Here is a 13236-nt window from a genome sequence, read left to right as displayed (position 1 = left end):
GGGGATAAGTGTAAAAATCGTGTATAATAGTAATATTGCAAGGAGGTTTTACTATGTCTACCATGTCTTATGCATCGATATGGAATGAAACTTTACAAAAAATACAAGAATCCAACTATTTTGATAGTCATACATTCAATTCATGGATTTCAAAAACAACTCTATTTAAAATAGAGGATAATATAGCTTATGTAGCCTATCGTTCTACAATCACTTTTAGTATTTTAAAGAAACAGAAAGAAAAAGAACTGTTTGAATCCACTTTAAGTGAGGTCTGGGGCGATACATTAACAATTCAGTTTATCCACCAAAGAGAAATGGAAAAGATGATGCCTGAAGAGGTTGTCAAACAAAGAACGAATGTTTTATTAGAAAATAAATTCAATCCTTCTTATACATTTGAAAATTTTGTCGAAGGTAATTCTAATGCGGAGGCTTATGCCGCATGTTTAGCTTGTTGTACACAAACGACTTCTCATCCCTTCAATCCCCTTATGTTGTATGGTAATTCTGGCTTAGGTAAAACCCATTTACTACATGCGATGGGAAATTATCTAGCTAAGGAACATCCTGAATGTAAAGTAATTTATATGTATAGTGGAGATTTAGTTTCTTTATTGATTGAAGCTATGAAAACCAAAAATGTTCATGGCAATACTGTAGAAAGAGTAAAGGAACAACTTCTAGACTGTGATTATTTCTTAATTGATGATATTCAAAATTTGCAGCAACATTCTAGTAGTCAGGAAATCTTCTTCACTGTCTATAATCAATTGATTCAAAAGAATACACAGATTATTATCACAAGTGATATGCATCCTAGTGAAATTAGTGGATTACAGTCTCGTTTAATTTCACGCTTTGTTTCTGGGCTTACAATCAGTATTTCTAAACCAGAATTCGAAACTAGCAAAGCGATTTTAAAGAAGAAAATCGAAGGTCGTGAAGAAAGTGTGAATATGAGCGAAGATGTTATTGATTATTTAGCTGGTAAATATTCAAATGACGTAAGAAATCTAGAGGGAACTTTAAATCGCTTGATATTTAATGCGACACTATTTAATCCAGATGTAATCGATATGGATTTTACGCGTAAAGTATTAGTTAAAGAGCCTATTGTATCGCAATCGGATGAATTGACAATCAAAAAGATAAAGAAGGCTGTAACACGTTTTTATGGCTTATCTTACAAGGATTTAGAGGGTAAATGTCGTCAAAAATTTATTGCGAACGCAAGACATATCTGTGTTTACTTATCTAGAGACTTGCTTCATAAATCTTATGTATCTATTGGGCAAGAATTAGGGGGTCGTGATCATACGACAATTTCTAGTTCGTATGAGCGTGCTAAGAAATTGATTCAAAAAGATGAAGCTTTTAAAACAGCTGTTGAAAAAATTCGTAGCACTTTGGATTCTTAATTTATACACTGTATTCCTCATGGAATCCACACCCAAAAAATTAGCGTAGAGTACGTATTTTAAAGGGTCTGTGCAATTTTTACACACTTATACAGTCCCTTATATTATAATTTATATATAAATATATTAATAAAAGGAGGATTTTATGCATTTTTCTATTGATCGAAAATATTTTTATGACAAGCTATCTATTGTTTCTAGAGCTATTAGTGTCTTTTCTCCATTACCTGCACTATCAGGTATTTGTATTGATTTAAAAGATGGTTCAATGATTTTAACTGGTAGTGATTCAAATATATCCATTCGTACTGTAATTGTTCCTGGTGAATTGAATAATTTAGATATTGAAGAAGAAGGATCTATTATTATTGATTCTAAGTATTTATTAGAAATTGTTCGTAAATTGGATTGTAAAAATATTGAAATTGAAGTCATTGACTACTCTTTAGTTCGTATTTCTAGTGATAATGGTCAATTTAACTTAAATGGTATTCGTTCTAATGAATATCCTGATATTGATTTTACACAACCTAATCATCATTTTGTATTAAAGGCAACAGATTTAAAATCAATCGTTTCTCAGACTGCATTTGCGTGCAGCGACAAAGATCAACGTCCAGTATTAACGGGGGTAAATTTCAATTCACAAGGTAATATGTTGTATTGTTCTGGAACAGACTCATATCGTTTAGCTAGAAAAACAATTGAATTGAATTCAAGTCAAGATTTTAATATCACAATTCCTAGTAAATCTTTAACTGAGGTTGTTCGTTCTGTTTCAGATGATGATACAATCGATATTTATGCAGATTCTAAAAAAGCACAGTTTGTATTTGATAAAACAATTATCCAAACTCGTTTGATTGATGGAACTTTCCCAGATGTACAAAGAATTATTCCTACAAGCTGTGTATCTAAGATGTTGGTGGATTCATATGAAATTGCAGGTACAATTGATCGTACTAACTTCATTCGTAATGATAAAGTACATTTAATTAAATTGGAATGTTCAACTGCAGAAACTCATGTTAAGACGTATTCAAGTGAAATTGGAAACTCTGATGAAGTATTGACTAAGTGTGAATATGAAGGAGAAGATATTTCATTGACATGTAATGGTACATATATGTTGGATGCGATCAAGGCATTGGGATGCGAAAAAGTATTAATTGAATTTTCTGGATTTATGAAGCCTATCAAGGTATCAAATCCGGAAGATGCTTCAGTCTTAATGATTTTAGTGCCAATTCGTAGTTATGATTAAAGAAAATGCCGTTTAAACTCGTTTTAAACGGTTTCTTTTTATATCGGTATCTCTGTACGCATAGCTATTTATGTCGTTTTATGATATAATTATAGTGCGAAAAGAGGTATTTTCATGGAATTTGAACTTAAAGATGAGTATATTACATTAGCACAATTGCTAAAAGCTTGCGATGTTGTCTATAGTGGTGGACAGGCCAAGGAATATTTAGCAAACATGGAAGTATTAGTCAACGGCGTTAATGAAAATCGTCGTGGAAAAAAGATCTACCATGGAGATATTGTAGAAACTAATGGAATAAGGATTGAAGTGAAATGAATGTTGAAAAACTGACATGTTTTCATTTCCGTAATTATGAAACCATGTCTTTTTCTTTTACACCAAAATGCATTCATTTTTTATATGGAAAAAACGCACAGGGCAAAACGAACTTAATTGAAGCTATTTATTTTTTAAGTCATTTGCGTTCGTTTCGAACAAATCAATTGGACAGTATGATCATGCATGGGTGCAAAGAATTTTGTGTTCAGGCAACGGTGGAGTCTAATCACAGAAAAGAAGAATTGAAAGTGATTGTGGATCATCAAAAAAAGCATTTGTTTCGTTTTCAAAATCCAGTTAAGAAGTATTCGGATTTTATTGGAATTGAAAATGCAATCTTATTTTGTCCAGACGATTTATCTTTATTTACTTCATCTCCAAAAAATCGAAGACGATTTATTGATATGGAGTTAATGAAATTGTCAAAAACGTACACGGTTACGTTATCTTCGTATCAAAAAATTTTAAAGCAGAGAAATCAAGCTTTGAAACAGAGTAAAGTGGATGAGTGTTTAGTTCAAATTTATTTGGATCAGATGATAGATGTTCAAAAAATCATTATGAAACAAAGAAATGAATTTTTGAATTCTTTGATGATAAAAGCGCGTGAGCTATATCCATTCTTTTCAAATGAAAAAGAATATATAGATGCTAAGTATATAACGTTTATTGATTTGGATGGAGATATGAAGGAAGCTTATGCCAAGGTTTTTGAAAAAGAAAAAAAATATCATCAGACTTTGATTGGAATTCATAGGGATGATATTTTATTTGAATTGAATGGAAAACCTGTATGTGAAGTGGCCAGTCAGGGGCAGAAAAGAAGTTTTGTACTGGCACTTAAATTGGGGTTAGCCCAAATTATTTATGAAAAGAGTGGGCAATATCCAATTTTATTATTGGATGACGTATTTAGTGAACTGGATAATCTTAGAAAGCGACAATTAATTGAAAAGCTTCCTAACGATATGCAGATTTTTATAACAACAACAGAACGATTGAATATGCATTGGAATCGTGAAGTTCGATTCTATGATATAGAACAAGGGAGAATCAAGGAGGTCTACAAATGAGTCAGGATGAATTACAAAAAGAGATTCTTGAATTTGAAGAATTAGAAACACAAGCTACACAAGTAGAGCATTCGTATACAGCGGATGATATTCAGGTGTTAGAAGGGTTAGAAGCGGTTCGTTTGAGACCAGGTATGTATATTGGTTCCACTTCTGTACGTGGACTTCACCATCTAGTTTGGGAAATTGTGGATAATGGTATTGATGAGGCTTTGGCTGGTTTTGCGAATCGAATTGATGTGACAATTGAGCCAGGAGATATTATTGCGGTACGTGATAATGGTCGTGGTATGCCAGTTGGAATTCATGAAAAGACAGGAATTAGCGCAGTAGAAACAATTATGACGGTATTACATGCAGGTGGAAAATTTGGCGGAGGCGCTTATAAGGTTTCCGGAGGTTTGCATGGTGTTGGTGCCAGTGTCGTTAATGCGTTGAGTGAATGGTTAGAGGTTACTGTTTATCAGGATGGTAAAATCTATTTTATTCGTTTTGAAAATGGTGGACATGCGGTGGAGCCTTTAAAAATTATTGGTACAACAGAAGAAACAGGTACTTTAGTTCGTTTTAAAGCGGATCCAACGATTTTTAAGGATACAACAGTTTATGATTATGAAACGTTGAATTCTCGTCTGCGTCAGCTTGCCTTCTTAAATAAGGATATACGTTTAACTTTAACAGATAAAAGAACATCAGATGGTCCAAGTAATGACTATAAATATGAGGGTGGAATTATTGAGTATGTACAATTCTTAAATAAGAATAAGAGTACAATCAGTGATAAAGTCATTTATGTAGAGGGATTGCAGGATGGTATTCTTGCAGAAGTTGCTTTGCAATATAACGATGGCTATCAATCTAGTATTTATTCTTTCTGTAATAATATTCATACGCATGAAGGTGGATATCACGAAGATGGTTTCAGAATGGCTTTGACTCGTTGTATTAATACCTATGCGAAAAATAATAATATGATCAAAAAGGATGAGAGTTTATCTCAGGATGATGTTAAAGAGGGATTGGTTGCAATTATTTCTGTTAAGCACCCGGATCCTCAGTATGAAGGACAGACAAAGACAAAATTAGGAAATAGTGAAGTTCGTAAGATTGTTTCAAATATTGCGGGTGAACAGATCAATCGTTTCTTCTTAGAAAATCCAGATATTGCCAAGGCTATTGTAGAAAAGGCAGAAATTGCCAGCAAGGCAAGAATTGCAGCAAAAAAAGCTCGTGAATTAACACGTCGTAAATCTGCATTGGATGGAATTAGTTCATTACCAGGTAAATTAACGGATTGTTCAAGTAAAGATGCAAGTGAATGTGAAATCTATATCGTCGAAGGTGATTCTGCCGGGGGCAGCGCGAAACAAGGTCGTGACGCGAAAACACAAGCTATTTTACCTTTGCGTGGTAAGATTTTAAATGTTGAAAAAGCAAGAACGCATCGTATTTTTGAAAACCAGGAAATTCGTAGTATGATTACTGCTTTTGGATGTGGAATTCAAGAAGATGTAGACGTATCGAAATTACGTTATCACAAAATTGTTATTATGACCGATGCCGATGTCGATGGTAGTCATATTTGTACATTGATGTTGACTTTCTTATATCGTTTTATGAAACCTGTTATTGAAGGTGGATATGTTTATATTGCACAACCTCCTTTATATAAGGTGCAAAAAGGAAAAAAGATTGCCTATGCGTATAAGGAACAGGAAATGGATCAGTTGCGTGAAGAATTTAAAGATGGATATAAAGTTCAGCGTTATAAAGGTTTAGGGGAAATGGATGCAGAACAGTTGTGGGAAACAACGATGGATCCACATCATAGAGTATTGAAACGTGTCACAATTGATGATGCGATGGAAGCGGACAGTGTATTTGATATGTTGATGGGTGAGGATGTAGAGCCTCGTCGTGAATATATTCAGGAAAATGCTGTATACGCTAATTTGGATTACTAGTAGGAGGTCCTTATGGAAGAAGAAAATAAGCGATATGACTATGTAGAAGATGTTGAAATATCCAAAGAAATGCGTACAGCCTTTCTAGATTATTCAATGTCTGTTATTGTTTCACGTGCATTACCAGATGTTCGTGATGGTATGAAACCAGTTCATCGTCGTATTTTGCATGCGATGAATCAATTGGGAATTACTTCAGGTGTTGCACATAAGAAGAGTGCACGTATTGTTGGTGAAGTTATTGGTAAGTATCACCCTCATGGGGATACAGCTGTATATGATGCGATGGTTCGTATGGCCCAGGATTTCTCGTATCGATATCCATTAGTGGATGGCCATGGAAACTTTGGTTCTCTAGATGGAGATGGAGCTGCGGCAATGCGTTATACGGAAGCTCGTATGTCAAAAATCTCTATGGAGATGCTGCGTGACATTCAAAAAGATACGGTCGATTTTATTCCAAACTATGATGGTGAAGAAAGCGAGCCAGTTGTGCTGCCTAGTCGTATTCCAAACTTGTTGATCAATGGTGCTGTGGGTATTGCGGTTGGTATGGCAACAAATATTCCACCTCATAATTTATCAGAAACGATTCAAGCCATTTTTGCGGTAATGGATGATCCGGATATTACAGTTCCTCAATTGATGGAAGTCATTAAAGGACCGGACTTCCCTACTGGAGGAATCATTTTGGGTCGTAAAGGTATTCGTCAAGCATTTGAAACAGGACGTGGATCCATTATGATTCGTTCTAAGTATCGTGTTGAAGAATTATCAAACGGAAAGAAACAGATTATTTTCTATGAAATTCCTTATCAGGTCAATAAGGCAAACTTAATTACTAAAATGGCTTCTTTAATTCGTGATAAAGCCATTCAGGGTGTTACTTACTTAAATGATGAAAGTAACCGTGAAGGTATTCGTATTGTAATGGAGCTAAAGAAGGATGCGCAGGAAGAAGTAATTTTAAATCAGTTGTTTAGATTAACACCACTTCAAACTTCATTTGGTATCAATATGTTGGCACTTGAAAATGGTCGTCCTAAACAATTGCCTTTAAAAGATATTATTCATGATTATATTGATCATCAGGTTGATGTAGTTGTAAGAAAAACACAGTTTGAGTTAAAGAAAGCACAAGATCGTGCACATATCTTAGAAGGTTTACGAATTGCGATGGATCATATCGATGAAGTTATTCATATGATTCGTAGTTCTAAAAAAGATGAGGCCGGTTTATCTCAAGATTTATGTGATGCGTTTGGATTGAGCATGATTCAAGCTAAAGCTATCTTGGCAATGCAGTTAAGAAGATTATCTGGATTGGAACGAGATAAGATTGAAAATGAATATCAACAATTATTATTGACGATTGAAGATTTGAAGGATATCTTGGCAAATCATGATCGTGTTCTTCAAATCATTCGTGATGATTTAACTGAAATTGATCAGAAATATGGTGATGAAAGAAGAACTGAAATTAGTGATGCTTCTGTTGATATGGAAGATGAAGACTTAATTCCAGTGGAAGATGTAATTATCACATTAACTGAGTCTGGATATATTAAGCGTCAGCTTGTAGATACATATCGTGCTCAAAATCGTGGTGGTCGTGGAATCAAATCATTGACATTAAATGAAGAGGATTCTATCGATACTATGATTTCGATGTCAACACATGATTTCTTGTTGTTGTTTACAGATAAGGGTCGTGTATATCGATTAAAAGGATACAATGTTCCAAGTGGATCTAGAACATCTAAAGGAATTCCAATTGTGAATTTAATGACTTTGGAAAAAGGTGAAAAAGTAAATGTTCTTGTAGCTGTTCCTAAGGATGATGAAAGTGAAACATTATTATTTGTTACAAAGAATGGTATTGTGAAACGTACATCTGTATCTGAATTTGAAAATATCAATCGTAATGGTAAGATTGCGATTAGTTTAAAACCAGATGATGAGTTACGCTTTGTGAAATTAACTACGGGACATGACGAAGTAATTATTTCTGGATCAAATGGTAAAGCTGTTCGATTCAATGAAGATCAAGTTCGTATCATGGGACGTAGTGCAAGTGGTGTATTAGGATTCAATTGTGATGGCAGTGAAGTTGTAGGTGCTGCATTATCAAGTGAAGGTGATACAGTTCTTGTTGTTTCTGAAAATGGTTATGGTAAGCGTAGTAAGTTCGAAGATTATCGTTTGACTTCTCGTGGTAAAAAAGGTGTTAGCACAATTAATATCACAGAAAAGACAGGTAAGCTAATGTGTATGCGTGCGGTTACTGGTAAAGAAGATGCGATGATTGTTGCGAGTGATGGAATCATGATCCGTGTAGCTTTAGAGAATGTAGGAATCTACGGAAGAAATACACAAGGTGTAAGATTGATCAACTTAAATGGAGATGCAAAAGTAACGCGTATGACATTGGTAGATCATGAAGAGCCTGAAGCAGAATCAGAAGAAAATACAGAAGAATAAAGCATGTAAGGAGTAGAATTATGATTTTACTCCTTTTTCATATGATAAATCAGATAGAAATAACCCAAATACATTATATAAACGACACGTTGATTGCCAATTTGATAGAATGGATATAAATTTATTATAGAAAGAAGTGATATATGTGAACGCAAAAGATATGGGAATGTTTATCTGTAAGTTAAGAAAAGAAAACAATATGACGCAAATGGAATTAGCTCAACAGCTACATGTCACAGATAAAGCTGTTAGCCGATGGGAACGTGGAATAGGATATCCAGACATTCAATTGTTACCTGCCCTATCTGAATCTTTGCATGTTTCTGTGGCTGAATTGATATCATGTAAAAAGAGTTTGAATTATTCGAATGAAGAAGTCACAAATATTATTCACAATTTAGATGTATACAAAATGGAAAGTTTTAGACAAGATAGAAAAGCAGATAAAATTTCCTTAGTATGTATGATCTTTGTTGCGGCATGTGTTTATATTTCTGGTCATGGAAGCATTATAGGATCTTTATGTATTGGCGCTATTTTTGCAATGGCAGTAATTGGCTTATATTATTTGTATTATGATAATTCAACAAAACGAATTTATGCCTTCTTTTCTCTATTAGGGTTACTTTTGTTTATTCAGTTTTTAATATTCATGGGAATGGATTATAGATGGATTTCTTATATTTTAATGCTATATATAATTGTGATATTGAATATGATTTGTAGATAAGTAGAATCATATGATAAATCCGATTTAATGAGGCTATTTCACAGAATAAGCGGTTGACTTTATCTTTGTTTTAATGGTATAAATGTGTTGAAAACAAAGATAAGGATAAGTAGATTATTCCATATATTAAATAGAGACAGTATGGCTGGTGAAAATACTGATATGAATAATTGAATAGCACCTTAGAGTGATTGAATGAAATTAGTAGTTTGATCCGGTACATACCGTTATCATGTTAAGAGATCATATATGTATATATATGGTAAAAAGGGTGGCAACGCGAGACATCGTCCCTTTATGGGTGCGAGTGTCTCTTTTTTTATGCAGAGGAGGATATCATGTTAGATATGAAATTTGTCCGTGAAAATCCGGACATTGTCAAAGAGAACATTAAGAAAAAGTTCCAAGACTACAAATTGCCTTTAGTAAATGAAGTGTTAATGGAGGATAAAGAGCTTCGCCAAACACAACAACATGCGGATGATTTACGTGCTAATCGTAAAAAGATTTCTAAAGAAATCGGTAAGTTGATGGGCCAAGGTAAAAAAGAAGAAGCTGAAGAAATTAAGCAACAAATGGCTGAGATTGCTCACGAGTTAACAGCTTTGGAAGAAAAAGAAATTAAATTAAGAGAGTCTGTTACTGAAAAAATGATGCAGATCCCAAACATCATTGATGATAGTGTTCCTATTGGAAAAGATGATAGTGAAAATGTTGAATTAGAAAAATTTGGAGAACCTGTTGTTCCTGATTTTGAAATTCCTTATCACACTGAAATCATGGAACGTTTAAGCGGAATTGATTTAGATGCAGCACGTCGTGTAGCTGGAAATGGATTCTACTATTTAATGGGAGATGTTGCTCGTCTACATTCAGCAATCTTAAATTACGCTCGTGATTTCATGATTGATAAAAAAGGATTTACTTATGTAATTCCACCATATATGATTCGTAGTTCAGTAGTTGATGGAGTAATGTCATTTGCGGAAATGGAAGGTATGATGTATAAAATCGAAGGTGAAGATTTGTATTTAATTGGTACAAGTGAACACTCTATGATTGGTAAATTCAAGGATACAATTCTTGAAGAAAAAGATCTTCCATATACTTACACTTCATACTCACCTTGTTTCCGTAAAGAAAAAGGTGCTCACGGTATTGAAGAACGTGGTGTGTATCGTATTCACCAATTTGAAAAACAAGAAATGATCGTTGTTTGTAAGCCAGAAGAAAGTATGGAATGGTTTAAAAAATTATATATGAATACTGTAGAATTCTTCAGAACATTAGATATTCCAGTACGTACATTGGAATGCTGTTCAGGTGATTTGGCAGATTTAAAATGTAAATCAGTGGATGTTGAAGCGTGGTCTCCACGTCAAAAGAAATACTTCGAAGTTGGAAGTTGCTCTAACTTAACAGATGCTCAGGCACGTCGTTTAAAGATTCGTGTTAAGGGTGAAAATGGAGAAAAGTACTTTGCGCACACATTAAACAACACTTGTGTTGCTCCACCTAGAATGTTGATTGCATTCTTAGAAAACAATTTACAGGCAGATGGATCAATCTTGATTCCAGAAGTATTACAACCTTACATGGGTGGTAAAAAGAAAATTGGTTAATCTTAAAAGCTGTCTTTGACAGCTTTTTTCTATTGCGAATTGAAAATGGATTTGATATAATAACTTGGCTACTACAATGATGTCTTATGAATCAGGTCAGGTCGGGAACGAAGCAGCCTTAAGTAAGCTCCATCATGTGTAGTAGTTTTTTATTTTTTGAGGATATGAGTATGGATGATGTGAAATGGATGAAGGAAGCTATCAAGCAGGCTAAAAAAGCAGAAAGCTATGATGAGGTTCCAATTGGATGTGTCATTGTGAAGGATGATAAAGTTATTGCTCGTGGATATAATAAGCGTGAGACTTTACAACAAAGCATTGCACACGCAGAAATTATGGCAATTCAAAAAGCATGTAAGAAATTAAATACATGGAGATTAGAGGACTGCATATTATATGTAACTTTAGAACCATGTCCTATGTGTGCAGGTGCGATTATACAATCTAGAATTAAAGAAGTTGTATATGGAGCATCCGATCCTAAAGGGGGCTGTGTGGGTACATGTACAAATTTGTTTGAAGTGTCTGAATTTAATCATCATCCTGAATATAGAAAAGGAATTCTTGAATCTGAATGTTCAGATTTATTAAAACATTTTTTTAAGAAGAAAAGAGATATGAAAAAGAAGCAGAAATCATAAATATGTAAGATTTCTGCTTTTCATATATATTGTACTTCCCTATTTCAAATAAATAAAATAAGTAAAACTATGATAAAATAAGATACAGATAAACATATAGAAAGGATTTTACGAATGGCATATCAAGCGTTATATAGAAAATATAGACCAACGAATTTTGATGAAGTTGTTGGACAAACACATATAATTCAGACATTGAAAAATGCGATTGTTCAAAATCGTATTGCTCATGCTTATTTATTTTGTGGTCCTAGAGGAACAGGAAAAACTTCAATCGCAAAAATATTTGCGAAAACATTAAATTGTACGAATAGCCAAGATGCTCCTTGTGGAGTTTGTGAGAACTGTAAAATGGCTGCAAATGGGAGTCATCCAGATATTATTGAAATTGATGCCGCCAGCAACAATGGTGTGGATGAAGTAAGAAATCTGATCGATAAAGTGAAGTATGCCCCAATGCAGGGAAAATATAAAATTTATATTATTGATGAAGTTCATATGATGACATCTGGAGCATTCAATGCATTGTTAAAAACAATCGAGGAACCTCCTGCTCATGTAATTTTTATTTTTGCAACTACAGAACCGAATAAAGTTTTACCTACCATTATTTCTCGCTGTCAAAGATTTGATTTTAATAAAGTGAGTATGCATGACATTAAATATAGATTATCTGTTGTTTGTAAAAACGAAGGAATTGAAATTGATGAGAATGGATTAACGTTAATTGCTCAATTGGCTGATGGAGGAATGCGAGATGCATTGTCCATATTGGATCAATGTGTTGCATACTGTTCATCTCATATTGATGTGAATGATATTCGTAAAATTTATGGTGTCGTAACATCTGAAGATATTGGAAAATTATTTTATTCAGTATATAAAAAAGATGTAGATAGTTTTGTCAAAGATATTCAGAAATATTCAGATATGGGAATGGATATTAAACGATTGACAGCAGACTTTATTCATATGTTGAAGGATAGTCTGATTTTAGATTATTCTGAAAATTCAACTCTAGTTTCGGATATGAACAAAGATATGATTCGGAAATATTTCAAATTAGCACCTATTAATTTCAGAATTAAGTGTATGGAAGAATTAATGGATACATATAATAAATATACATATGCATCTAACACACTAGATTACTTAGAAGCCTCTTTATTAAAGATTTCAAGTTATTCATATGAATCGAAAACACATATTATTGATTCAGATCATAATGATTTTAAAGAGGTAGAGGAAGAAGAAAACTATGAAACATCATATGACGATACTTCTGATGACTCAGATATAATTGAGAAAAGCACTCAAAAAGATGATAATAATGGGGTTTTAGAGAAATCTGAAATTTCTGATGTTTCACGTGAAACATTAAAACAGTCAGAAAATAAAAATAATAAAATCATATTAAACGATGAATTTGTCATTCAATTGTTAGTTGGAGCTACAAAGATGGAAAGAAGTATTGATACGAATAAGTTCAATAATATAGGACAATTCATATCAAGTTTAGAATTTGGAAAATATGCGGCTACATTGAGAAATAGTACTATTATGGCTAGTGGATCTAATTATATTGTCGTATGTGTATCTAGTGAAATCTTTGCGAAACAAATAAATGAATTTGAACTGAATTATGGATATGAAGATTTTATGGAAGTGTTATTAGGAAAAGTAAAGAAAGTATTCGCATTAGATAAGACACAACAATCT

At 33.4% G+C, this 13236-nt stretch carries 10 protein-coding genes, 1 other RNA gene and 1 other annotated feature; all 11 genes read left to right on the top strand.

Annotated features, from left to right (window positions below):
• Positions 1–53: 53 nt before the first annotated feature.
• Positions 54–1421, top strand: coding sequence for a chromosomal replication initiator protein DnaA (gene dnaA / locus ACZQCL_RS02010; protein ID WP_199519649.1), 1368 nt, complete (start codon positions 54–56; stop codon positions 1419–1421).
• A gap of 145 nt (positions 1422–1566) precedes the next feature.
• Positions 1567–2685, top strand: coding sequence for a DNA polymerase III subunit beta (dnaN, locus tag ACZQCL_RS02005; RefSeq protein ID WP_117573365.1), 1119 nt, complete (start codon positions 1567–1569; stop codon positions 2683–2685).
• A gap of 114 nt (positions 2686–2799) precedes the next feature.
• A complete protein-coding gene (gene yaaA, locus ACZQCL_RS02000; protein WP_117573367.1) occupies positions 2800–3003 on the top strand; it encodes a S4 domain-containing protein YaaA in 204 nt (67 codons plus the stop codon).
• Positions 3000–4079 carry a DNA replication/repair protein RecF gene (gene recF, locus ACZQCL_RS01995; protein WP_154555284.1) on the top strand — a complete coding sequence of 360 codons (1080 nt, stop codon included), beginning with the start codon at positions 3000–3002 and terminating at the stop codon, positions 4077–4079. The genes yaaA and recF overlap by 4 nt, the downstream gene beginning before the upstream one ends.
• Positions 4076–6043: a DNA topoisomerase (ATP-hydrolyzing) subunit B gene (gyrB, locus tag ACZQCL_RS01990; RefSeq protein WP_227992004.1), complete on the top strand. Its 1968-nt coding sequence runs from the start codon at positions 4076–4078 to the stop codon at positions 6041–6043. The genes recF and gyrB overlap by 4 nt, the downstream gene beginning before the upstream one ends.
• Positions 6044–6055: 12 nt before the next feature.
• Complete coding sequence (gyrA, locus tag ACZQCL_RS01985; protein ID WP_482481737.1) at positions 6056–8524, top strand: DNA gyrase subunit A; 2469 nt, start codon at positions 6056–6058, stop codon at positions 8522–8524.
• Between the two features lie 145 nt (positions 8525–8669).
• Entirely contained in the window at positions 8670–9254 is a 585-nt protein-coding gene (locus tag ACZQCL_RS01980) for a helix-turn-helix domain-containing protein (RefSeq protein WP_217292238.1), read from the top strand.
• An 87-nt stretch (positions 9255–9341) separates the two neighbouring features.
• Positions 9342–9552: a binding site (T-box leader), on the top strand.
• A 40-nt stretch (positions 9553–9592) separates the two neighbouring features.
• Positions 9593–10876 carry a serine--tRNA ligase gene (gene serS / locus ACZQCL_RS01975; RefSeq protein ID WP_331865844.1) on the top strand — a complete coding sequence of 428 codons (1284 nt, stop codon included), beginning with the start codon at positions 9593–9595 and terminating at the stop codon, positions 10874–10876.
• A 65-nt stretch (positions 10877–10941) separates the two neighbouring features.
• Positions 10942–11027, top strand: an RNA gene (gene ffs / locus ACZQCL_RS01970) — signal recognition particle sRNA small type.
• Between the two features lie 13 nt (positions 11028–11040).
• Positions 11041–11517, top strand: coding sequence for a tRNA adenosine(34) deaminase TadA (gene tadA / locus ACZQCL_RS01965; RefSeq protein ID WP_199519615.1), 477 nt, complete (start codon positions 11041–11043; stop codon positions 11515–11517).
• Between the two features lie 114 nt (positions 11518–11631).
• Positions 11632–13236, top strand: a 1605-nt coding sequence (gene dnaX / locus ACZQCL_RS01960; protein WP_482481734.1) for a DNA polymerase III subunit gamma/tau, incomplete at its 3' end; no start/stop codon positions are given.

Source organism: Holdemanella sp. (genome assembly GCF_056804935.1).
The sequence above is the reverse complement of the archived record's forward strand: the minus strand, read 5'-3'. Positions and strand labels throughout refer to the sequence as shown.